Consider the following 24334-nt stretch of genomic DNA (forward strand, 5'->3'; position numbering starts at 1 on the left):
AACTAGATAGACCAGACACACTAAGAAGGGATGCGCAGATCCATACCATGTTGCAGAAATTCGGGTTTACACAATATGAAAGTCAGGTATACGAGGCTATATTCGCGCAGGATGAACCGCTTGATGCCACATCGATTGTAAATTACTCCAACGTTCCCAAAGCCAAGATCTATGAAGTGCTTAATCGCCTGATCGACAAGGGAACGGTGCTGACAACGATGGATGGGAAGAAGAAACTATATATGGCTGTGGATCTTCAGTCCATCATTCATAAGATCAAGGCTGATTTTGAGAAAGATATTGAGGAATTGAAGAGTTACAAAATCAAACGTACATTCACCGATGAACATATCTGGACGTTAAAAGATGAGTCGTCCATCGCATCGAATATCGAACAGCTGATCGAGGAAGCAGATTCATCAATTCTTTTTCTGGCCTGGAATGAGCGAATGGAGAAATATCGTGAACTGCTGGAGCAGAAGGAAAAGCAGGGCGTGTACGTTGAAGTGCTTGCCGTTGGGGGCATGGAGACATCCTTAAACCGGATATACTCGTTGATTCCATTGCTTGATGCGCCGGAACCTTCACAGCTGCTTATTGTGGATCATGCATATCTGCTGTTTGCCGGTGTAGAGCATGATTCATGGCGAGCGATCAAGACGATGTCCAAACCGATTGTTAAAGCGATGACTGATTATTTCTACCATGATGTTGCCCTTACTCAAATTACCAAAAAATACGGTGACCAACTGTTACAGGATGCTGAAATCGAGAAACTGCTCACCAGATTGATCTATTAAAACTATTCTCTTGGAGGATAGTTTTTTGTTATATCTTTGTTTGAAAACAATCATGAAAATAACTATTGAAAATTTCATTCTTATGGGTTACTATCGTAGTTGTAACTTTTGAGGAGGATTCAAAAATGAATAAGAAAGTATACTTGCTTGCTATCGCAGCATTTGTGGTCGGAACCGTTGAACTGATCTTGGGCGGAATTCTGGACCTGATTGCTACGGATCTTCATCTTTCCCTGGCGAAAGCCGGGTACTTAATCTCTATTTTCTCACTTGTCTATGCGTTGTCTGCGCCGATTTTATTAAATATGACGGCCAGATTCGAGCGTAAAAAAGTATATATGTGTACGCTATTTGTATTCCTAATCAGTAATCTGATCTCTGCGTTCAGCACCAGCTTTTATATGCTGATGGCGGGCAGAGCACTCGGAGCCGCAACGGGTTCACTTATTTTTGTACTCTCCCTGACCCTTGCAGCACGTATTGTAGAACCACAATATAAAGGACGCGCCGTGGGGATCATTACCATGGGAGGCAGTGCATCACTTATCCTGGGTGTACCACTTGGTATCTTTGTAGGCAACTTGGCAGGCTGGCGTGAGGTGTTTATGCTGATCGCTGTTCTGACCGCAGTGGTTATGGTGGCCATCTGGATTGCGATGGACCGTGTGCAGCCTATTCCTGCTGTATCCCTGAAGAAACAGCTTACGGCTCTGTGGAATCCAAAAATGTTGGCAATCCATGCCACAACTTTGCTTGTGCTTGCGGGTCACTTGACTTTATATGCGTATTTCACACCGTTTTTGCAAGAAACGCTGGGTGCCAGCGCGACGATGGTTACCTTTATCTATATGATGTTTGGGATCGCCGCTGTTGCGGGTGGAGGCATAGGGGGCATGTTATCCGATCGTCTGCACCCTGCTAAAGCCATTATCATCGTGCTGATTCCTTTTATCGTGACTATGGCTGTCATTCCGTTCAGTGTGGGATTGCCTTTGATCGCCTTCTTACTGCTGTTAAGCATCTGGAGTGCACTGAGTTGGACCGTTACGCCTGTACAGAATAGTCTCATTATCAAAACTTCGCCGGAAACAGCCGAAACGCTAATCAGTACCAATTCAGGAATTGCACATGCAGGTATTGCACTGGGTACCTATATCGGTGGCATGGTGATTGATCATTCATCGATTCTGAACACTGGATGGGTTGGTTCTGTTCTGATTTTGCTTGGTTTGGTGTCTGCCATCTATGCCATTAGCGTTAAGGAAAAAACCGTTCAGGCGGTTGCTTAGAATAAAGAAATTGGAGATTGGACAAAAGGCTTGAACCTCTGCATTCCCATAGTCTAATGGGTGTAGAGGTTTTTTTATTGTTGATACACTAGAGTACGCGTCAGTAGATTAAACCATTTTCATATCGAGAAAAACTTGCTTTATTCATGGTAATCTATATAATTAAAAGAGTTTTAAAAAGTGTTATTTAATGTTGAATTACATGATGTGTAAAGAGGGAGCGGTGATCATGACTACGAAGACGGAAAAACAGAAAATGCTGGATGGCGAGCTGTACATGGCTTCGGATCTTCAATTGTCTGAGGACAGAGAGTATGCAAGAAAAATGACGCGGACGTTCAATCAAACGACGGAAACGGACGGTGAGCTTCGCACCAAGTTATTGAAGGAACTGTTGGGATCTACAGGTGAACACCTGGGTATGGAACCTAATATTCATGTGGATTATGGATATAACATTCATGTAGGCAATCATTTTTATACCAATTTTAATTGTACGATATTAGATGTGTGTGAAGTTCGTATTGGAGACCATTGCTTAATGGGGCCAGATGTACATATCTATACGGCTACTCATCCACTGCATCCGCATGAACGCAATACGGGTGCAGAATACGGCAAGCCAGTCACGATTGGCAATAATGTATGGATTGGTGGTAGAGCCGTTATTAATCCGGGGGTTACCATTGGAGACAACGTGGTCATTGCTTCCGGGTCTGTGGTTACAAAGGATGTTCCCGATAATATGATTGTTGGCGGCAATCCTGCTAGAATCATAAGAGAGATTGAGCTTTAATTTATTTTTAGATAGAAGATGGGAAGTGCTTACGAAATGATGACTGAAAAAGAGAAATCCCAATTAGGGCTCTTATATAACGCCAATTATGATCAAGAGTTAATTGAAGAGCGTTTACATGCCAAGGGACTTTGTTACGATTATAACCAGCTTCATCCAGCCAAGATCAATGAAAGAGAAGCGTTAATCAAGAAACTGCTGGGGAAAACGACGGATCGTTTCCTGATTGAACAGCCATTTTTATGTGATTACGGCTATAATATTGAAATTGGTGAGAACTTCTATAGCAATCATAATATTGTCATGCTGGATGGAGGAAAAATCAGTTTTGGAGATAACGTTTTTGTTGCTCCCAATTGCGGATTTTATACGGCAGGCCACCCTTATGATGTTGAGCAGCGCAATGAAGGTCTGGAGATCGTTGGATCCATCACGGTGGGCAATAATGTGTGGATCGGTGGCGGTGTGACGGTTCTTGCCGGAGTGACGATTGGAGATAATACGATCATCGGCGCAGGGAGCGTAGTGACCAAGAGTATACCGTCTGGCGTGATTGCTGCGGGTAATCCTTGCAGGGTCATTCGCAAGATAACGGAAGAAGACAAAACAAAGTACAGCAGGGATGTAGTGAAGTGTCGAGGGACAAGAACATATTCCCATTGAAGTCGCTATTTTAGCGGCTTTTTTTATGTTATCGGTACAAGAACATGTTCCTATTTCCGATTAGACATATAACTAATCTTTATTTTCCCCTTAATTCATTCAACTAACGGAATCGATAGCGTTATGAAACAAAAAAAGCAGTCGATTTACGAGATCGGTTGCTTTTTTCAACTAACGGCCATTTCTCGTGAAAAGATCGGGTACATAGAAGGAGCACTTATTTTCTTAAATGGAAACGATGGTATGCGTTATGTTAATCTGTCTAATAGTGGACACCATTCAGAGAGAGGGATGTTACTTGAGAAGAAACTTATTATACATCGAAGATAATGAGAAGATAGGTAAATTGGTAAAGGAGGAATTAGAACAGCGAGGCTTTTCGGTTCAATGGCTACTTAGTGGTGAGGGAGCTGAAAAAGATGTACATCAGTATGAAGTCGTTATTTTGGATATCATGTTACCTGGCTTAGACGGATTTACTGTGGGAAAACGATTAAAAAAGGTAGCTCCTGATGTTCCGATATTGCTGTTATCTGCTCGAACATCGATCGATGATAAGGTAGATGGTTTACAATTTGCCGATGACTATGTAACGAAACCATTCCATACAGATGAATTAGTTGCAAGATTAGAAGTACTAATCCGGCGAAGTGGCGGAATACATTCCGAACGCATTTCATTAGGAAATCATATTGAAGTAGATCTAGGAGTCAAAATGATATTTGATAAACGCACAGGTGAAGAAATTATATTGACAGGGAAACAACATCGAATATTAATGTACTTCTTACGCCACCCTAATCAAGTTCTGCCAAAAGAACAAATCTATGAGGCTATTTGGGAAGAAGCTTATATTACTGGTGATAAAACATTAATGGTACATATCCGTCGGCTGCGTCAGAAGTTGGAACGTAATCCAAATTCCCCGGAGATTATAGAAACGTTGAAGGGAATAGGATATCGGGTGAAATTATGAGACAGAATAGGTCATTATTTCGCCGTTTTCTAAAAGTACATTTTCTATTTATCTTTTTTCCTCCCATAGTGCTTATTTTCTTCAGTGCGTTTGTTGGGTTTGCGGGTAGTATCCATGAAGAAGATCTGAATACGTTGAATTTATTTTATATCACTGTTCTATTATTTAGTTTTATCATGGTTGCATTTGTTGTTTTGTCTTGGTTGTTCTTCTTGAAACTTCGCAAACGTCTCACCTACTTACAAGAATTCATGTCGTTTTCAGCTACAAATCACTCATTTCCTAAACCAATATCGGTTCAGAGTGATCGCATGGATGAAATAGACCAGTTAGGGAGTTCCTTTAATTGGATGATTCAGCAGCTTGAGGACAGCCGCAAGCGGGAAAATGAAGAGGAATCATTAAGACATCGGCTCATCGCGAATTTATCTCACGACTTACGAACGCCACTTACTATTTTGAGAGGACATGTCACCAGGTTAAATGAGGAATCAATTAGTTTGGAAGGACAAAACTCATTAACGGAAATGAACCATACAATTACAAGAGTCGGAGAGCTAATGGATGATTTACTTTCTTATACCTTGATTACATCAGGGAAACATCCTTTTCATCCGACTTCAACAGATATTGGACGCTTAGTAAGAGCATCAGTTGCTGCGTGGTATCCTGCATTTGAAGAACAAGCAATTCGGATCGATGTTGATTCACCGGCAGAGAAGACTTTTTATTGGGAAGTAGATCCTAAATGGATGACACGAGTTCTGGATAACTTATATCAGAATGTTCTTCGGCATGCAGCAAAGGGGGAATATGCAAACATTGTAGTTGATATAGAAAATGAACAGATTATTATTGAAGACAGAGGTCCGGGTATGAATAACTCATCCGATGAGCGCGGGGTGGGGATTGGCTTATCGGCTTCAAAATATATGTTGAAAAAAATGAAGTTGAAAGCTGTCTTTACATCCAATAAAAATGGCACAAGAATAGCTATTGGCAGGGCTTAACCTAAAGTTAACCCAGAAGTAAACAACATGATATCCGAGATGCAACTTTGCTTCTTTATAATTACAACCATAACAGAAGGGATGTGTTATGGTTGATTACCATTAATAACTTAGTCAAACACCGAGGAACCCAAAAAATCTTATCAGGTATCAGTTTCAAAGCCAGACCAGGTAGAGTCACCGGTTTTTTAGGTCCAAATGGGGCAGGGAAAAGTTCTACACTTCGTATCCTGCTTGGATTAGATCGTGCCTCCTCAGGGAGTGCACTAATTAATGAAAAGCCATTTGCAGAATTACACAATCCTTTAGTAACTGTAGGCGCTGCAATGGATGGATCGGGAGCTCATCGCATGCGAACAGGACGGGCGCACTTACGTTGGATTGCTCGTGCCGCAGGCTTGCCTCGCTCACGTGTCGAGGAAGTTTTGGAAATAGTAGGTCTTACTACTGCGGCGGGCAAAAGAGTCGGGAGTTATTCACTTGGTATGGGGAAAAGACTTGGGATGGCAGCTGCACTACTTGGCGATCCAAAAATATTGATTTTGGACGAACCCGTAAACGGGCTCGACCCGGAAGGGATTCGCTGGATTCGGACATTTTTACGTGAACGTGCCGCGTCTGGAAACACCGTGTTACTATCCAGTCATCTAATGGGAGAGCTTGCAGAGACGGTTGATGATGTGGTGATTATTAAGCATGGGAAAATCGTTGCAGATGGAACATTGGAAGAAGTCATAGGTACCCATTCCACGCTAGAGGAATCCTTTTTTGCCCTGACATCTGAACGTGCAGGGAATGCTCTATGAGAGCAATCAACGCTGAACTGTCTAAATTACTTTCCCTGCCGGGCATTTGGCTTGCTCTTTTTATTGGAGCATTTGCTCCAGCGGTCTTTGCTGCATTGGATAGTCTAACACAAAAAGCGGACATTATAGCTGGAATCAGCACACGCCTAGCGGAAGTCGGCTATATTGGATTAGGTTTTGGGGTACAAGGCGTCATCATCCTTGGTGTGCTTGCTGTAAGCAGTGAGTATTTGACAGAGAGCAGTGAATCTGGTGGAGGACAACAGATGACAACCAGTTTATCTGTTGTTTCATCCCGACTTTATGTTTTGTTGGCAAAAGGAGGCGCCGTAACAGTAATTAGCGCATTGCTTTGTATGGTTGCTATTATAATAATGGTGCCCACAACGCATCTTATTCTTGATGAATATGCTCCTGCATTTGAATGGTCCAGACTGTTCGGTGCCCTTTGTTACTGGATATTTACCGCTCTTTTAGCAGTTGGGTTCACTGTTCTAACTAAAAATGGCGTTATACCTCTTGCTGTGCTCATGATCAACTCATCCATCGTATCATTTAGTGTTCTGCTTTCTAAGATTACGACGTTGGCGATGTACTTACCCGATCGGGCTGGCATTGATATGTTTATGTCTATGAGTGACAGATTCCACACTCCGTTCATAGGCGGTTTAGTCATGTTTGCTTGGGTATTTGTTCTCTTCATTATTGCAGCTATTGTATTCTATAGGAGGGACGTTGCAGCATGAGTGTCTCTTCTAGTAAAAAGATAACACCAATTCTCAGTGCTGAACTGGGCAAACTCGTTACATTACCATGGATATGGTTCACTCTTACGGGAGCGTTCATTGTCAATTTAGTTCTAGCTGTAGCGTTTACTTCTATTGGCCAACAAGGGGCTGCAGGAACTCAAAGGATGGTGGATACAGGACTTGCGTCTATGGGATATCTTCAAGCAGGGTTTATTATTCTTGGAATCTTAACAACTTGTTCGGAGTATACCGGCGGACAGATTCGAACCACTTTAACTGTGACACCTTGGCGTGGGTTTCAATTATCCGCGAAGCATCTGGCATTGGCTATTATAGCTATTCCCGCGGCGTTTATTATGGTTGCATCAGGTGTGCTATATGCTTTTGTTATGATGAGAGACACAAAAGTGATTGAGATGAACACATTAATTAAAACATTAGTAGGTGCAACAGGCTATTTAACAATGACTAGTCTTCTCAGTGCAGCTATAGGTGCTTTAATTAGACGAACGACTCCTGTACTAGTCATTCTGCTTGGGTATTATTTTGTTGTCAGTCCATTGGCAAGAAATTATCTGCCTGGTATTAAACATGTTTTTCCGGATACGGCAGGATATTATATGTATAGGTCGCTTTCCTCTGATGAAATGAATGTCCTTACACCAATGCAAGGGACAGGCATTTCAATGTTATGGACACTGATCTTTATTATATTTTCTGTTGTATTATACCGTAAGCAAGATGCCTAAGCGATCAATGGTCAGAGATATTCATAAAACAAAGGTAACCAAAAACTTGTTGTTGTATAATCATGGTAAACACAGATATGTGAGGAGAGAGTTTGCACAGAAAAAGGTTTTTTTAAGGATGCTGAAGAGGTCATAGCAAGAATAAGTAATTATGTAACTTTTGCTGCGTTTGGTATCGTGTGTTTTTACAAGAGGAATGGAAGTCAAGAATCAAAATGAAGAATGATTTAAGCAATAAACGAGATGGAGGTGAAATTGTCCAGCAGCTACCGTTCGAATTAATCATAGTCCAAAAACTAGACGTTAAAGATAGCACGATGAATGTGTCAACAGTAAATCATTACGCTAACGGGAAACGATAGCTCTATAATACAAAGAAAGCAGCTGATTAATGTGATCAGCTGCTTTTGTTCAGAATAGTTAAGTACCCATCACGACACAGTTGGAAATCGAAGGATATTTAAAGTCAATTTCAATTGTCCAAGGCAAGAACATTGTGTCATCGCGGATTAAATTGTTATCTAAATATTATCTTGAGATAAATTATGTGGTGGGATAAGGCTCAAATCATTCTCTGAAGGCAAAATCTCCGTTCCACTTCTGAATAGAGTGGGATATTTAATCTGTTTCATTAAGCTAATAGCAGGTTAGCTTACCTAAATGTAAGTCAAGAGGGAACAGAACTTGTTCTCTTTATCGATTAGATAAATGTCAAAACAAAAAAATCATTTACTTAAAAAAAACATATAGTGAAGAATATTATATTAGCCATTGAGAATACCCGATGTTTATCATCGGGTATTTTTAATAAAATCCCCAGACAGAAAACATGCCAAGGTATCGTATAACCGACACTTTTTCATGTGATAATGTCTGGGGGATAGAAGAATGGATCTGTTACATTTGCTTAAAGAACCTTAACGTTGCAAACTTTTTCCGTTACTGCTGATCACTTCTTTGTACCAATGGAAGGATTTCTTGCGATAACGTTCGAGTGTTCCTGATCCATCGTCATGACGATCCACATAGATATAACCATAACGTTTTTTCAACTGGGCAGAAGACGCACTGACCACATCAATGCAACCCCATGATGTATAACCCATAATTTCAACTCCGTCTTCAATGGCTTCGCCAACCTGAACCAGATGATCATTCAGATACTGGATTCGGTAGTCATCTTCTACTGTTTTCTCACCGTCCGCACCCGTGATCAATTCGTCCACAGCTCCCAGGCCATTCTCTACAATAAACAGCGGTTTTTGATAGCGGTCATAGAACATGTTAAGCACATAACGCAATCCTTGCGGGTCAATCTGCCATCCCCATTCACTTGCTGGCAGATAAGGGTTTGGTACACCCCCAAGAAGGTTACCTTCACCTGCGATTTGTTTCTCCGGGTCTGCTGTCTGACAGATACTCATGTAATAACTGAAAGAGATAAAGTCTACTGTATTCAGTAACATTTCCTCGTCGCCAGCTTCCATCTGAATCTCGATTCCATTTTCACGGAAGTAACGTTTCATATAACCAGGGTAGCGACCTCTTACGTGTACATCGCCGAAGAAATAGTTGCTATGTTCGAATTCCATGACTTTAATCATATCGTCTGGATTTGGTGTCAGCGGATAGGTAGGCATACTGAGCATCATACAACCAATCTGTGCCGTAGGAATGATCTCATGACAGAGTTTCACAGCGGAAGCACTGGCTACAAACTCATGATGGATCGCCTGATAGAGATCTTGCTTGCTAAGCTTCTCCTTAGGCGTGTAGATGCCTCCACTCATGAAGGGTGCTTCAAGAATGGAGTTGATTTCGTTGAAAGTAAGCCAGTATTTTACTCTGTTTTTATAACGTTTAAATACGGCAGTTACATAACGCTCATAAAATCCAACCATTTTCCGGTTAACCCAGCCGTCGTATTCTTTGGACAAGTGAAGAGGTGTCTCATAGTGGGATAGCGTAACCAGTGGTTCAATCCCGTATTTGTGGCATTCGTCAAACAGATCGTCGTAGAATTGCAGACCTTCTTCATTTGGTTCCAGCTCGTCCCCTTTTGGGAAAATCCGGGACCAGGCGATGGAAGTACGGAATACCTTGAAGCCCATCTCGGCAAACAGTTTCACATCTTCCTTGTAGCGATGATATAGATCGATACCGATCAGTTTCATGTTATCTTCGGTTGGTTCTTCCGTGATTGGCCCCATGATACCTTTGGGAGCTACATCCTGTGTAGATAATCCTTTGCCGCCTTGATTGTATGCACCTTCAGCCTGATTGGCTGCAATTGCGCCACCCCACAGGAAATTTTCCGGGAATTGATAAGTATGATTTTGAGAGTTGCTCATGTGTATCGCTCCATTCATCAAATTGATATTAAGATGATTCATATATGACATAAAAAAAGCTTAAACGTTGTAACGGGTTACACGTCAAGTTTTACTTTTGACCCAGATCTGAGGCATACTATTATTCTATAGTTTTTTAGCAAGAAGGGAGTCTCCGATGTCCAAGTTTGATGAAATTATGAAGCGGTCCGGTTACTCAAAAGCGACAGTGTCACGCGTGATTAATCATTCTCCGCATGTTAGTGATGAAGCAAGACAGATCATCACGGATATTATGAAACAGTTGAATTATATTCCCAACCGAAATGCCATATCGCTATCTACAGGGCAAACGAAGCAGATTGGAATTGTGACTTCTACCACAGGTGAGATCATTCTTACATTCATGAATCAATTCATTGATACAGCCATGGATTTTGGGTTTCAGACGATTATCTATACATCCCGTGGAGATCCGGAGATTGAATTGCAGGCATTCGAAGATCTGCGCAGTAAACGAGTCGATGGGCTAGTTATTATTGCTTGTGTCAATGATCCTCGGAAATTAAAGGCGTATATGGAATACGGTCCGATTGTCTCCTGGCAGCGAATGGGGAATGACGAGATTCCGTCTGTTGCGATGGATCAGGCAGAAGGGTATAAGTTAGCTCTGGAGCATCTGGTATCAAGAGGATACACCCGAATTGCGAATGCATTTGGCAGGGCTGAAAGTTTGAATACCCAGAGCCGCCGAGAAGCCTATGAATCTTTCATGAAGAGCAGAGGGTTGCATGTGTGGACTGAAGCATATCAATATTCCGTATTTAGCTCCTCCGATGGCGAAGAAGCGATGCGAAGAATGGCTGAAGGGTCAGAACTTCCACAGGCCGTATTATGTTCAAATGATTATGCAGCCATCGGTATTCTGAGTGAAGCACGCAGACGGAATATTCAGGTACCGGAACAACTTGCCATTGTGGGGTTTGATGATATCGAGCTTTCCCGTGTTCTTGGAATCACGACCATACATAATCCGATTGCGGAGCAAGCTACCCAGGCTTTCCATCTATTGTGGGCCGTATTGGGTAAAGTGGAGTTGCAGACCGAACAGCTGACATACCAGCTGATTGAGCGTGAGACGACTTGAATCCGTAAGACCTGATGCTGGAATCTGGTTTTATGGATTCAATAATTATTCAAATTTGAAGCATCTTCGAGTCAAACTCATACGTTATACTGAAGATGTGCTTTAGAACGACATATCTGTACAGAGATGTCGCTGAGGTTTTTTGTATCATGTTACAAGTTACATATTTCACAAACGATTAGCGGGAAAGGTGAGAATGGACTTTATGAAGACAGTGACAGGCCGATTCAGAATTGCGGGCATATGGGAGGGTGTATCCTTACTTCTATTGATTTTTATTGCTATGCCTCTGAAATATTTTGCAGATATCTCTTCCGCTGTAGCCGTAATGGGCATGATTCATGGTATTTTATTTCCCTTGTACCTTATTGCGCTAGTTCACTTGGCTCTGGTCAAAAAGTGGAAGATAACGCGTTGGCTGATGGGTGGACTCGCCGGTCTATTGCCGTTTGGAACTTTTGTATTTGAATCTTATCTTCGGAAGAGAAATTGGAAATAAAGATCAATAAGAATAAATGAAAGCAGGCGACTAATTCAAATGTTATCCGAATTGTCGCCTGTTACTTTTTGTACAAGTACTACTTTACTGTACCTTGCTGACGATCGGACAGCAGGCTTACGCCAATATCGCCAGAGGCATTCGACACAGGTGCATACGCCGAGAAGGAAGTAACAACTACCAGGGCAGTGAACAGAAATACGAATGATTTTTTCATACCATAACCTCTTTCATATGGGGATATATTCCATTTGATTCTAACGCACATAGGTTATACTTGAAAAGAAAAAGTTTAAAATGAGCAAGCTATTGATGACTGAAAGGATTGAGCTTCTATGAAAGATATTCATGAGTTAACATCCTTAGAAATGGTTGAAGAAGCTATTCAACAACATGAATTGGTTTTTTTGTATGTATCTCGTCCAGAGTGCAGTGTATGTCACGCTTTACTCCCCAAGATCAGGGCATTGCTTGAACCTTATCCATCGGTATATCTGGGTCACATTAATGCTAATGAAGTGGAAGAGGTTGCATCTAAGTTTCTTATTTTCACCGTTCCAACAATGATCATGCTTGTGGAGCAGAAGGAATATATTCGAGCGGATCGTTTTGTTCGCTTGGAACGTCTGGAAGAGCAGCTGCAACAGATTCAATCCATGTATATCCAGGATGAGGAATAGAAGCTAAAGCTTCATGAACGGCGGCTCATACATGAGCCGTTTTTTTGCGCCCGCAGTGGCGTATAGCTATGAACAAAGTTACATGATGCCTGAACTCGCAAATTAAAGTGTTGCCATGAAAACGGTTTTATGATAATTTAAACATTATAAAAACGTTTTTATAGTAAAGGAACAAAACTTATGGCAAAGATAACGATTAAAGATGTAGCAAGGGAAGCGGGCGTATCCATATCTACTGTCTCCAACGCCTTAAATGGTGTGGATGTCTTGAACCCGGAGACCAAATCACATGTTCTTAAGGTGGCAGAGCGTTTAAATTATGTGCCCAATCTGAATGGCAAGCTGTTGAAGTCCGGTCAAACCAAAATGCTCGGTTTTTTCACCACAAGTGTATCGGGTCCGTATTTCTATAAGCTGGTTGAGTCAATGTCTCGCGAATGTGATCGTCTGGGGTACGGGCTGAATGTATTTGTGACCAAGGATAAACACGTTATTATGAGTAATATTCTGGGTCGGCGGGTGGATGGTGTCATTATCTACGAAGAGCTTCGGATCGATGAGCAAGATATTATCGCCATGGAGAAAGACAAGATCAAGGCTGTTTTTCTGGATCGGGTCTATCAGAGCGATACGATGGGAAGTGTCATTTTTGACTCGTATGTGGCGGCTTATGAAGCTACCAAGTATTTAATTGGGCTGGGGCACAAGAAAATTGCTTATATTTCGGGTGTGGATACGATGTTTGACAGTGTACAGCGTAGGGATGGCTATCTGGCTGCCTTGCATGAATACCAGCTTCCAATCGATGAAGATTACATTATACAAGGGTATTTTGAGGAGGAGAGCACGTATAGTGCGATAAAATCTTTTCTTCACTTACACCCGGGCAAGCGGCCTGATGCATTTCTTGCAGGGAATGACTTGAGTGCAATTGGCTGTATGCACGCGTTGAAGTCTGAGGGCTTTGAAGTGCCTCAAGATGTTAGTGTCGTGGGTTTTGATGATATTGATATCGCACAGTATTTTTCTCCACCGCTTACAACGGTAAGAAATCAAATTGCAAGACAGGGTATCCTGGCCATCAATCAACTGGTGGGTATGATCAAGGAGAAAGAACAAGGTGCTGCACAAAAATTGGCGGGTGAGCTGGTGGTGAGAGGTTCAAGCCATGTGAAGATCGACCGGAAAGACTACCGTACATAAGTTGATTCAGCTTCTTCTCCGGTCTTTTTTTACTTAATTATAAACAAAGGGGTTTTTTATGTCGAAAAATAAAAACGTTTTTATGAACATGCATGCATGATGGAGGGGAGTAAAAAAACGTGGATAAATTAGCCGTAGAGACATCAACCGGTAAAAATGTGATCAGTCCCAATGGGAAGAAACCCATCGGACAACGGATCAAAGAATTCATAGTCGATTATCGGAGACAATGGGAGATTCAATCGATGATTATCCCGGGCATTATTTTTATGATTATTTTCTGTTATATCCCGATTTACGGTTTGACGATTGCCTTCAAAAATTACACGGTCATTGATACGCTGGCTACCGCTCCTTGGGTAGGGCTGGATAATTTCAGAATCATTTTGTCAGACAAATACTTCTGGGATGCGGTCGTGAATACGCTGGGGATCAGTTTTTTGAAATTAGGTATCGGGTTTGTCATTCCGATCATTCTCGCGATCATGATCTACGAGTTAAACAGCGGACGCTTCAAGAAGTTTGTGCAAACGGTTTCATATTTACCTCACTTTTTGTCCTGGATCGTACTTGGGGGAATGCTGATCACGTGGTTTTCAACCACGGGCTTATTTAATCAGTTGTTACTTAGCCTGGGAGTGATCTCGCAACCGCAGAACATCTTGCTGGATGCAGGTAAGTATTGGTGGATTGCTACGTTATCGGATATTTGGAAAGAAGCAGGTTGGGGAACGATTCTGTATCTGGCGATCATGGCAAAGATTGACCCAACATACTATGAAGCTGCCAAAATTGATGGTGCAAGCCGTCTCAGACAGATCTGGAATATCACATTGCCTAATATGAGATCAATCATCAGCCTAAATCTGATTCTAACTGTAAGCGGTTTATTGGGGTCGAATCTGGATCAGACCCTGGTTCTCATGAACTCTCAGAACCGCGACAAAGCGGAAGTCATCAATTCGTACGTCTATCGTATGGGGATGTCTCAGGGTGACTTTTCATATGCAACGGCCGTTGGCTTGGGTGTCTCCATCATCTCTGTCATTTTACTCGTCACGGCAAACAAAATCACAAGCAAATTAAACGATAATCAATCTGTGTTGTAGAAGGAGGCATCCCGCGTGAATGGAAAGGTGGCAAAAGAAGATCTCGATAGTCGGATCTTTGATACCTTAAATATGATTTTGCTAATCATCTGTACGGTCGTTATTCTCGTTCCTCTCTGGAATGTCATCATTTCTTCCTTTAGTTCAGGCAAAGCGCTGGCGGAAGGTGGATTCATCTTCTGGTCACCGGAATTCTCGCTGGAGAATTACAGAGCTGTATTCAACGATCAGGGCATCTGGCAGGCTTTCTTCATATCAGTGTCCAAAACAACGATTGGCGTTGTTACACATGTGTTCTTCTGTGCCATGGTTGGTTACGGTCTGAGCAAAAAGTACATAAGAGGCCGTAAATTATACGTTGCCATGGGTGTTATTACCATGTTCTTCTCGGGCGGCATGATCCCGACGTATCTGTTAATCAAATCACTTGGCCTGCTTAACAGCTTCTGGGTGTACATTATCCCGGCGTTATTCAGCTTCTATGATGTCGTGATTCTGATGAATTTCTTCCGGAATGTCTCGGATTCGCTGGAAGAATCGGCCAAGATTGATGGTGCAGGGGATTGGCATATTTTCCTGAAAATATTCATTCCGCTCTCCATGCCAGCCATGGCGACAATTGCGCTATTTAATGGGGTGGGGCAATGGAACGACTTCATGACAACCAAGTTATATATTACCGATCAGTCACTGTATCCACTCCAGATGATGCTGTATGAGATTATCGTTCAGTCCCAGACACAATCCATGCAAAATGTCGGGGGTTCCGCTGTCATTGAAACAACGACCAAAGGCGTGCAGTTGGCCACCATTGTCATAACAACACTCCCTATCGTGCTGATCTATCCCATCGTTCAGAGATATTTTATCTCGGGAATGATGCTCGGAGCGGTCAAGGAATAGGAGCAACAAATACCCCATTTTGAGGAGGAACAAAAATATGTTGAAGTTGAACAAGGTATCAGGCAAAAAAGGGATTAAATTGCTTGCAACACTGCTCACAGCCGCACTTATGATTACAGGTTGCAGCGGTGGATCGGGGGGCTCCAGTGAAGGGAATTGGGTATCCATTGAAGATCGTTATACGGTTGACCCGGAAAAGCCGGCTTGGCAGTTGGATAAAAAAGAAGAGGCTACCGACTTGACCTGGTACGTCAATGCAGACTGGTGGAACACTGATTTTGGCAAGGATATTGTCACCAAGAAAATCAAAGAGGATCTGAACATCAATATCAAATTTATCACCGGTGATGATACCAAGTTAAACACCTTTTTCGCAGGTGGAGATATGCCTGACTTGCTGACCGTATTTGACTCCAATTCTCCTGTGGTACAAAAAGCAGCAACCTGGGCTATGCCGCTGAACGATCTGGCGGAAAAATATGATCCTTACTTTAATAAAGTTGCGGCTGCCGATACATTGAACTGGTTCCAATTGGCTGATGGTAAAACCTATGGTTACCCGAACTATTCCAATACGCAAGAGGATTATGATAGCGGTAACATTCCAGCCAAGACGGCATTTATCATTCGTAAAGATGTGTACGAAGCTTTGGGTAGTCCGGTCATTGGAACGCCAGAAGAATTCCAGAGTGTGATGAAACGAATTAAACAAGAGTTCCCTGCGCTGATTCCGTTTGGGTTCAACTCCATTGGTGAAGGAACAGGTTCACTCGGGGATACGTTGCAAGATTTCATCGGTGTTCCGCTGGAGACTGAATCAGGAGAATTCTACGATCGTAATCTGGATGAAGATTACCTCACGTGGTTGAAAACGCTGAACACCGTGTACAGAGACGGCAATATCAGTGATGACAGTTTTGCCGATGATGGAACCGCTTTTGAGGAAAAAGTGAAGTCCGGTAAATATGCGACCATGCTGCTTGACGGTACACCTCAACAAGGAGGAAACCTGCAAATCTACATGAGTGCCAATCCAGGCAAAGAATATGTTGCTATCGATGGACCGCAGAGCACCAAAGGCAATGCACCAACATTGAATCAATCCGGTATTACCGGGTGGATGATCAATTTCATTTCCAAGGACTGTAAAGATCCGGCCAAGGCCATTCAGATATTCACATACTTGCTGAGTGAAGAGGGACAGACGCTTATGAATTACGGGATCGAGGGGGAAACCTACCAAACCAAAGCCGACGGTAGTGTAGAACTGCTGCCAGCAGTGAAAGACATGCAACTCAATAACGCAGATCAATTCAAAAAGGATTATCGGATGGGTGAATTTATGTTCTTCGGTCATGACCGCCACAAAGCACTCAGTGCAGATGCTTTTCCGGAAGCGATTAAACAGATGCAGGAGTGGGGTAAAGGCAAGCTGAAACCACACTTCATTCTGGAGAATATTAGCCCGGATCAAGGTACACCTGAAGCTCGTGCGTTGTCAGCAATCAATACGAAGTGGAATACAACACTGGTCAGTATGGTACGTTCCAAAGATGATGCCTCGTATGACAATGCACTGGCTGCTTACAAGTCATTTTTAGGTGAGAACCGTTGGGAAGAGATTGTGAAGGTACGCAGTGAAAAGATGAAATTGAACAAAGAGAAACTAGGCATTCAATAATAGAAATACAAAGGAGAATCCCATGACAACTTTCAAAATGTACAAATCCACGGGTGAAGAAGATTTATTCGTATCTCTATCCCAAGAGCAATTAAAGCCTCTGGATGCTCATAAGGAGACAACGACCATCCTTCTGGATGATCAGCTAACGTATCAGGAGATGGACGGATTTGGTGCTTCTTTTACCGATTCATCTGCCTATTTGATCAACCAAATCTTGAATGAGGAGCAACGGGATGAGGTCATGACCCGTCTATTCCATCCAGAGAAAGGGATTGGGCTGTCAGTCATCCGTAATCCAATGGGGGCTTCGGACTATGCGAGAACGGTGTACAGTTATAACGATATGCCCGAACAACAGACAGACCCAGAATTAACCCAATTCAGCATTTTACATGATGAAGAGGATGTTATTCCTTTGACGCAAAAGGCGTTGGCATTGAATCCTGAAATGAAACTGTTTGCTTCACCATGGAGTGCACCGGGATGGATGAAAACGAGCGGATCGATGATTACCGGACAGTTGAAGGCGGAATGGTATCCGGTTTATGCGCAATATTTTGTGAAATACATTCAAGCCTATGCCAAACATGGATTATCGATCCATGCCATCACACCACAGAATGAGGCGCTGTATGAACCAGGGCACTATCCTGGTATGTTGATGCCAGCCGAAGCCCAAGCAGACTTTATCAAAAACCATCTCAAACCAGCCTTTGTGCAAAATGAAATTCAAACCAAGATTCTCTGTTATGATCACAACTGGGATCAACCGGACTATCCCCTGACCGTACTTGAACAAGCGGGAGAAGAAGTGGATGGCGTAGCCTGGCATTGGTACGGGGGAGATTCTTCTACTCAAACGAAGGTTTATGAAGCTTTTGCAGGTAAAGAAGTTCATTTCACTGAAGGCTCAGGTGGAGAGTGGATTCCACCATTTGAGCAGGCCTTCTCAAATGTGATGCGGACGGGAATTCAGATTCTTCGCAATTATAGCAAGTCCTTTGTACTTTGGAATATGGCACTAGATGAGAATAATGGGCCTACGGTTCCTGGTTTTGGTCGCAGTACGTGTCGTGGTATCGTGCAAGTGAATCAGCAAACAAAGGAACTTACGTATACACTTGATTATTATGCTCTGGCTCATTACAGTGCTGTGATCCGTCCGAAGGCTGTTCGGATCGAAACAACATCCAGTGATGATGGAATTTGTTCTGTGGCTTTTAAAAATGCCGATGGTTCCGTAGGTTTAGTCCTCTTCAATGATGGGGAGGAGACGGGCAACATACAGGTTAAGCTGCGCGACGATGTATTGATGAAGTTCCAGCTGGAAAGCAAGAGTGTCTTGTCCGTATTAATCACAGATTGATAAATGGATGAGTTATAACCAGGCTTCATCAGAAAAGAAACCAAAAGAAGCGATATCCGGAGTGTACACGGATATCGCTTCTTTTTGGTGAAATTCATCTATTCAGAGTTATATTATACGGGCTGAATAGCGAGATGGGGTGTCCCGCTACTCTCATCAACGAACAGTATATATTGGTTGCCAGCTGTCCCTGTTAAGACCAGACCGGGTTGACCTGCAACACCAGGATTGTAATATCTGAATTGTTGCAAAACGGGGAGGGAGACTGGAAGCCATTAATTGTGTAGCGGCCTTAACGCTATCTCCAGCTTCAACCACCCCGCCTACACCCAAATGGTTGACAATCGAGGAGCTGGCGTTGATTTGAAGGCTGCCTGTTACGGTCTGACTGCCATTGACGTTTAGATCGACACCAACGGTTTGATTACCATTAACTTGATTTCTGATCTATCGACCAGCCAGTATTCCGCAATGTGAGGAAATGATTCAGTTTGGCGTGAATTGGCTTTGAAACATGGCCTGAAAGGGATTCATTTTGTGCAGACCATTGATGGATTCCCTACATTTAATGGTCAGATCTTTGATGCGAGTATGGAATTTGAACCACATTATACGTTTGCACATGGACATATGAATGGAATCTGGATCGAAATGAACATCAAGGGACAGCAGCATATTGCTGTGAATTACGACAAGGTATGGTCCTCCATTCTCGAACGAACACCACACCGTAACGGAGAAATTGTCTTTCCAGGAGCTTTTGTCAATTGGGATAATACACCGCGGAGAGGCGTTGACGGACAGAGTACGCTTGGGTCCACCCCAGAGAAGTTTGGGCTGTATCTATCCAGACAGATGGAACGAGCGAGGACGCTGTACAAAAGTGAATATCTTTTTGTTAACGCCTGGAATGAGTGGGCGGAAGGGGCATATCTTGAGCCGGATCAAAACTATGGTTATGCTTATTTGAGAGAACTCAAGAAAGCAACTCAGCATGAATCGAACAGAAACAAGTCTGTAGGAGGGAGTTCCGAATGAGGGAACTCTCTCTGTTTTGAGGTTGTTTACAGACCATGTTTCGTTGTAAGTAACGTTTTTTGTTTGCGGTACTCCGTTGGAGTTAACCCTGTATGTTTTTTGAACTGCCTGGAGAAGTAATACAAATCACTGAAACCGAGATGCTCGGCGATGGCAGTTATTGTGTTCGGGGTGCAGGTTAACAGTTCCTTGGCTTTGTCGATTTTTTTGCCAGTAATATAGAGGATCGGAGGAACTCCGATCTGCTGCTTGAAGAATCGAATGAAATAATTTGGATGCATGTAGGCGATCTGAGCCAGATCCTGAACCGAAATATTCTCTTCGATGTTGGAATCAATATAAGCCAGGATGGTAGACAGTTTCTCCATGACAGGAACGTTAATAAAAGAGATCTGATCCAGATCCAGATTCATTAGATAGTGGGATAGTAACTCGGTCAGTTTGCTCTTGGCCATCATATGGGCATAGACTTCATCGGATTTTGCATATGTAAGGATACTGCTGAAGATTGCTTGAATCAACTCAGGTTGATCTATCGTGCAGATGTGTGGGAATTTCAGAATTTGGAACAAATTGATTCCCCCAACCTTCGCGCTAAAGTGACACCAATATTTGAGAAAAGGACGGTCGTTAATGGCAGAATAAGACTGTTTGATCCCCTCTGGCATTAAAATAAGCTGATTAGGCGCAGGATAATACTCCTCATCCCCAATTTTGAGCCAACCTTCACCTTCGCATATGAAATAAAACTTGCTGTAATCGGGCGTGTAATCCAGGTCCCGCCAATCCGTATCGCACCGATTGTAGTTGACCATGAACAATTCGACTTGGAGATTGGACAGGTAGTTCGTAAGCAAAGTTTGGTGATTCATACTTTTCATCTCCATACAAGGTTATTATTGTCCATCTAAAAGTTAGTGTTCTGCATGTCTATCCTTCGGCTGCAGCACTACAATACAGCTACAGACAATAACAGAAGGGATGAGAACATCTCATGGACAAAAACGAATATTTGCAACAGATTGAAGCAACGATTGAGCGCGGTAAATTCAAAGACAATTGGAGTTCGCTTAGCGCCTTTCAAGTTCCCGAATGGTACACAAGAGCGAAATTCGGCATATTCATTCACTGGGGGCTATACTCTGTACCGGCCTATGATAGCGAATGGTATTCGCGAAATATGTATATACAAGGCACCAAAGCTTATGAACATCACCTTGAGGTGTATGGACCTCATAAGGACTTTGGATATAAAGACTTCATTCCGATGTTTCGTGCAGAGAAGTTTGATGCAGACGAATGGGCAACGTTATTCAAACAGGCTGGAGCCAGATATGTTATGCCTGTGGCTGAGCACCATGATGGTTTTCAGATGTACAAAAGTTCTATCTCTCACTATAACACATATGAAATGGGTCCCAAACGGGATCTTCTGGGTGAGATGAAGGTTGCATACGAGAAGCAGGGGCTGACCTTATGTGTGTCGTCTCACCGCGCCGAGCACTGGTTCTTCATGTCTCACGGGAAGGAGTTTGATTCAGATATTAAGGAACCCCTGGAGCGTGGGGATTTCTATTGGCCTGCCATGCCTGAGCCGAATCATCATGATCTGTATGGTTCGCCTCCAACCGAGGAGTATCTGGAGGACTGGTTGATTCGATGCTGTGAGCTGGTCGATCAATATCAGCCAAAGATTTTCTATTTCGATTGGTGGATTCAAACGGTTGCGTTCAAACCCTATCTTAAAAAATTTGCTGCCTATTATTATAACAAAGGCGAAGAATGGGGTGTGCCTGTAGCTATCAATTATAAACATGAGGCCTATATGTTTGGAAGTGCCGTTCCGGATGTGGAGCGGGGACAGTTCGCTGAGCTTAAGCCCTATTTTTGGCAAACGGATACAGCTGTCGCTAAAAACTCATGGTGTTATACGGAAAATAATAACTATAAAACGGCTGAGGAGATCATTCGGGATCTCGTCGATATTGTAAGCAAAAACGGGAATTTACTGCTGAACATTGGACCAAAAGCAGACGGCAGCATACCGGAAGAAGATCGCGACATTTTGCTGAGCATTGGCAAGTGGCTGGAAGTGAATGGGGAAGCGATCTATGACACGTCATTCTGGCGTACGTTTGGCGAGGGTCCGACAGAGGTGAAGGAAGGGCAATTCACGGATGGGGATACGAAGATATTTACGAGTGAAGATATACGGTTTACGTTAAAAGAAAGCAGTCTGTATGCCACGGTTCTTGCCTATCCAGATAACGGAGTGATTCACATTAAATCCCTGAAGGAAAATTCTCACCATTTTCAAGGGGTCATTCAAGATATTCAGGTACTTGGCTATGAAGAACAGCCGCAATGGGAGAGAACAGCGGACGCACTGACGATCACAACGACAACTGTGAAAAGTAAGGCGCCTATTGTTTTCAAAATTAAATTGGACTAATCAACAAAGATAAATTGAATGCTGTAAATATAAAAAGGGCGCGTCCAGGAGTATTGTACTCATCGGATAGCGCTCTTTTGGTTTGGCTACTACTCATATAATAATCACGAAATTCTTACTTGATAATATACTGATATCATCAAACCAGTGATGTTCGCCTGTAATGGAATGATTGAGACTCACTAAGGAGGATCTGCAAAAAAGATGAAACCAAAGAAACGCATCAGATATGGTTGGAGCGGATTTAAGAAAAAAAAGGCTGAGGACTGTGACCATCCCCAAGAGCAGCAACAAAAACACCATCACGAGCACCATCATAACCACCACAATAACCATCATCATAAGTGTTTTGACAAAGAAGCCGAATTGCTTCTTAAATTGATTGGTGAGTTGAAGGGCGCAATTGTACAGGTTTTTGCCAATCCCACTCCGCACAATGTTTCACTTCTGATTGAGGTACTGCGTAAATTACTGGCTCTGGTTCATCATTCGGATTTGAAAAAGGGAACCAAAGCAGACCTCGAAGCGGTCTTGGAGCTCACCATTGTATCTGTAGAGGCCGTTCCATTTTCTCCGATCAGTGTGGGAACCAATTTGCAGCAATTGCTGGATGTGCTCCTATCTGTCATTTTACAGGGGAATATCGATTCGTGCGAGAAAGATAAACTGGTCATTTTGATCCGGGCGACCGAATTGGCTATCACAACAGGGCTTAGAAACATAGGGGGTCAAGGTCCGGCAGGACCTGCAGGGCCAGCGGGTCCTCAGGGCGTACCTGGTCCACAAGGCCCGGCTGGCCCAGCAGGTTCTCAGGGTGGTGTAGGTCCAGCGGGTACACCGGGAGCTGCTGGTACCCAGGGACCAGCAGGTGCTACTGGCGCAACGGGTGCGGCAGGCCCAGCAGGTGGCGCAACGGGAGTCACAGGTGCAACGGGGGGGACAGGAGCTGTTGGGGCAGCGGGCGTTACAGGAGCAACAGGTGATCCTGGCGTAGCAGGAGCCACCGGAGTCACAGGGAATACGGGTGCAGCTGGACTTGCGGGAGTCACCGGGGCAACGGGTGCAGCCGGAATTGCAGGGGTAACCGGGGCTACCGGCGCAACTGGGATTGCGGGAGTAACTGGCAGCGCTGGTGTTACAGGAGCTACGGGTTCGGGCGCCATCATACCGTTTGCTTCTGGCGGACCTGCCATATTAACAACGGTTCTTGGTGGACTGGTCGGAACGACAAGTCTTATCGGTTTCGGCAGCTCGGCAACCGGAGTCAGCATTCTGGGTGGCACCATTGATTTAACGGGAACGATTGTTGGACCACTCATTAACTTTGCGTTCTCTGTTCCACGGGATGGCGTTATAACTTCCATTGCTGCCTATTTTAGTACCACAGCAGCCTTGGCCCTGGTTGGTTCCACGGTGACCATTACTGCGCAATTATTCAGTTCACCTACTCCTGATAATGCATTTACTGCGGTTCCGGGGGCGGTCGTTACACTGGCACCTCCACTCACCGGTATTATTGCATTGGGTAGTATCTCCAATGGCATAACAACCGGATTGGCTATACCGGTGACTGCACAGACACGTCTTCTGCTTGTATTCTCCGCCACGGCAACTGGACTTAGTCTTGTGAATACCGTTGTTGGTTATGCAAGTGGCGGCGTGAACATTACATGATGAGTATAAATTTTGATATGAACGACATGGGAGTTCTCATGTCGTTCTTTTTCTTGATTTGAAATTTTGAGCATAAAGTCTTGGTTATATAGAACTTTGAAAAGCTATTATTCATCAAAAACATGCAGAAATACGAAAAATAAGATGAAATACGTAAGCGACATGAGACACATAAAAGCATTAAATAGACTTATTTTCTATATTTTTCAATAAAGTGCTTGTATATATCGAATAATGATTTTATACTATACCAATAAAATCCAATTAAATTCCTAATCAACTATTATATGTAATTAAAATATTTGACTATTCACTCGAATCACGATCGAAAGTCATATCCACCACTCCTTAGCAAGCGTTCTGCTAACGCTCCAGATTACCCTTCCACATGAATGCTTATAGACATTCACT

General features: G+C 43.1%; 23 protein-coding genes. 20 read left to right on the top strand and 3 right to left on the bottom strand.

All coding sequences use genetic code 11. The features are described from left to right. Positions 1 to 47 precede the first annotated feature (47 nt). The 9 genes from AC4E8D_RS14315 (at position 48) to AC4E8D_RS14355 (ending at position 7838) form a co-directional block, all read left to right on the top strand. Positions 48 to 800, top strand: coding sequence for a TrmB family transcriptional regulator (locus AC4E8D_RS14315; RefSeq protein WP_036670754.1), 753 nt, complete (start codon positions 48 to 50; stop codon positions 798 to 800). A 125-nt stretch (positions 801 to 925) separates the two neighbouring features. Next, positions 926 to 2089, top strand: coding sequence for an MFS transporter (locus AC4E8D_RS14320; protein ID WP_490206391.1), 1164 nt, complete (start codon positions 926 to 928; stop codon positions 2087 to 2089). A 229-nt stretch (positions 2090 to 2318) separates the two neighbouring features. Then, positions 2319 to 2885: a sugar O-acetyltransferase gene (locus AC4E8D_RS14325; RefSeq protein WP_339301225.1), complete on the top strand. Its 567-nt coding sequence runs from the start codon at positions 2319 to 2321 to the stop codon at positions 2883 to 2885. A gap of 39 nt (positions 2886 to 2924) precedes the next feature. Continuing rightward, entirely contained in the window at positions 2925 to 3548 is a 624-nt protein-coding gene (locus tag AC4E8D_RS14330) for a sugar O-acetyltransferase (RefSeq protein ID WP_339308690.1), read from the top strand. 298 nt (positions 3549 to 3846) lie between these two features. Beyond that, the gene (locus AC4E8D_RS14335; RefSeq protein ID WP_339308240.1) at positions 3847 to 4524 is read left to right on the top strand and encodes a response regulator transcription factor; all 678 of its coding nucleotides are present in this window, start codon (positions 3847 to 3849) and stop codon (positions 4522 to 4524) included. Beyond that, entirely contained in the window at positions 4521 to 5534 is a 1014-nt protein-coding gene (locus AC4E8D_RS14340) for a sensor histidine kinase (protein ID WP_490206392.1), read from the top strand. The genes AC4E8D_RS14335 and AC4E8D_RS14340 overlap by 4 nt, the downstream gene beginning before the upstream one ends. Positions 5535 to 5617: 83 nt before the next feature. After that, positions 5618 to 6340 carry an ABC transporter ATP-binding protein gene (locus AC4E8D_RS14345; RefSeq protein WP_339185394.1) on the top strand — a complete coding sequence of 241 codons (723 nt, stop codon included), beginning with the start codon at positions 5618 to 5620 and terminating at the stop codon, positions 6338 to 6340. Beyond that, entirely contained in the window at positions 6337 to 7086 is a 750-nt protein-coding gene (locus AC4E8D_RS14350) for an ABC transporter permease (protein WP_339308244.1), read from the top strand. The genes AC4E8D_RS14345 and AC4E8D_RS14350 overlap by 4 nt, the downstream gene beginning before the upstream one ends. Continuing rightward, positions 7083 to 7838 carry an ABC transporter permease gene (locus tag AC4E8D_RS14355; protein ID WP_490206393.1) on the top strand — a complete coding sequence of 252 codons (756 nt, stop codon included), beginning with the start codon at positions 7083 to 7085 and terminating at the stop codon, positions 7836 to 7838. The genes AC4E8D_RS14350 and AC4E8D_RS14355 overlap by 4 nt, the downstream gene beginning before the upstream one ends. Before the next feature lie 917 nt (positions 7839 to 8755). Here the strand turns inward: AC4E8D_RS14355 and AC4E8D_RS14360 are convergent. Further along, positions 8756 to 10189, bottom strand: a complete 1434-nt coding sequence (locus tag AC4E8D_RS14360) for a glycoside hydrolase family 1 protein (RefSeq protein WP_339308248.1) — start codon at positions 10187 to 10189, stop codon at positions 8756 to 8758. Between the two features lie 157 nt (positions 10190 to 10346). Here AC4E8D_RS14360 and AC4E8D_RS14365 point away from each other — a divergent pair, with 157 nt between their 5' ends. Continuing rightward, complete coding sequence (locus tag AC4E8D_RS14365) at positions 10347 to 11315, top strand: LacI family DNA-binding transcriptional regulator (protein WP_339308250.1); 969 nt, start codon at positions 10347 to 10349, stop codon at positions 11313 to 11315. Positions 11316 to 11520: 205 nt separating this feature from the next. Beyond that, positions 11521 to 11814: a DUF3817 domain-containing protein gene (locus AC4E8D_RS14370; RefSeq protein ID WP_076212121.1), complete on the top strand. Its 294-nt coding sequence runs from the start codon at positions 11521 to 11523 to the stop codon at positions 11812 to 11814. Between the two features lie 79 nt (positions 11815 to 11893). Here the strand turns inward: AC4E8D_RS14370 and AC4E8D_RS14375 are convergent, their stop codons facing one another. Then, positions 11894 to 12031: a hypothetical protein gene (locus tag AC4E8D_RS14375; protein WP_221819496.1), complete on the bottom strand. Its 138-nt coding sequence runs from the start codon at positions 12029 to 12031 to the stop codon at positions 11894 to 11896. 118 nt (positions 12032 to 12149) lie between these two features. On the opposite strand from AC4E8D_RS14375, the gene AC4E8D_RS14380 reads away from it, so the two are divergent. The 7 genes from AC4E8D_RS14380 to AC4E8D_RS14410 all read left to right on the top strand — a co-directional run bounded on the left by AC4E8D_RS14380 (position 12150) and on the right by AC4E8D_RS14410 (position 19797). Continuing rightward, on the top strand, positions 12150 to 12494 hold the full coding sequence (locus AC4E8D_RS14380) for a thioredoxin family protein (RefSeq protein ID WP_490206394.1): 345 nt from the start codon (positions 12150 to 12152) through the stop codon (positions 12492 to 12494). A 180-nt stretch (positions 12495 to 12674) separates the two neighbouring features. After that, positions 12675 to 13697: a LacI family DNA-binding transcriptional regulator gene (locus tag AC4E8D_RS14385; protein ID WP_017688676.1), complete on the top strand. Its 1023-nt coding sequence runs from the start codon at positions 12675 to 12677 to the stop codon at positions 13695 to 13697. Positions 13698 to 13816: 119 nt separating this feature from the next. After that, entirely contained in the window at positions 13817 to 14806 is a 990-nt protein-coding gene (locus AC4E8D_RS14390) for an ABC transporter permease (protein ID WP_221819493.1), read from the top strand. A 15-nt stretch (positions 14807 to 14821) separates the two neighbouring features. Further along, positions 14822 to 15709, top strand: a complete 888-nt coding sequence (locus AC4E8D_RS14395) for a carbohydrate ABC transporter permease (RefSeq protein WP_490206395.1) — start codon at positions 14822 to 14824, stop codon at positions 15707 to 15709. Between the two features lie 37 nt (positions 15710 to 15746). Further along, positions 15747 to 17390, top strand: a complete 1644-nt coding sequence (locus tag AC4E8D_RS14400; protein WP_339308253.1) for a type 2 periplasmic-binding domain-containing protein — start codon at positions 15747 to 15749, stop codon at positions 17388 to 17390. A gap of 22 nt (positions 17391 to 17412) precedes the next feature. Next, the gene (locus tag AC4E8D_RS14405) at positions 17413 to 18759 is read left to right on the top strand and encodes a glycoside hydrolase family 30 protein (protein WP_339308255.1); all 1347 of its coding nucleotides are present in this window, start codon (positions 17413 to 17415) and stop codon (positions 18757 to 18759) included. A 507-nt stretch (positions 18760 to 19266) separates the two neighbouring features. Then, positions 19267 to 19797: a glycoside hydrolase family 99-like domain-containing protein gene (locus AC4E8D_RS14410; protein WP_490206396.1), complete on the top strand. Its 531-nt coding sequence runs from the start codon at positions 19267 to 19269 to the stop codon at positions 19795 to 19797. A 26-nt stretch (positions 19798 to 19823) separates the two neighbouring features. On the opposite strand, the gene AC4E8D_RS14415 is transcribed toward AC4E8D_RS14410, so the two are convergent. After that, the gene (locus AC4E8D_RS14415; protein ID WP_339301244.1) at positions 19824 to 20669 is read right to left on the bottom strand and encodes an AraC family transcriptional regulator; all 846 of its coding nucleotides are present in this window, start codon (positions 20667 to 20669) and stop codon (positions 19824 to 19826) included. Positions 20670 to 20791: 122 nt separating this feature from the next. On the opposite strand from AC4E8D_RS14415, the gene AC4E8D_RS14420 reads away from it, so the two are divergent. After that, positions 20792 to 22249 (top strand): alpha-L-fucosidase, encoded by a 1458-nt coding sequence (locus tag AC4E8D_RS14420; RefSeq protein WP_339301246.1) that lies wholly within the window; start codon positions 20792 to 20794, stop codon positions 22247 to 22249. A 204-nt stretch (positions 22250 to 22453) separates the two neighbouring features. Next, positions 22454 to 23923: an exosporium glycoprotein BclB-related protein gene (locus AC4E8D_RS14425; RefSeq protein ID WP_490206397.1), complete on the top strand. Its 1470-nt coding sequence runs from the start codon at positions 22454 to 22456 to the stop codon at positions 23921 to 23923. Positions 23924 to 24334 lie beyond the last annotated feature (411 nt).

It is taken from the genome of Paenibacillus sp. SRL342, assembly GCF_984798905.1.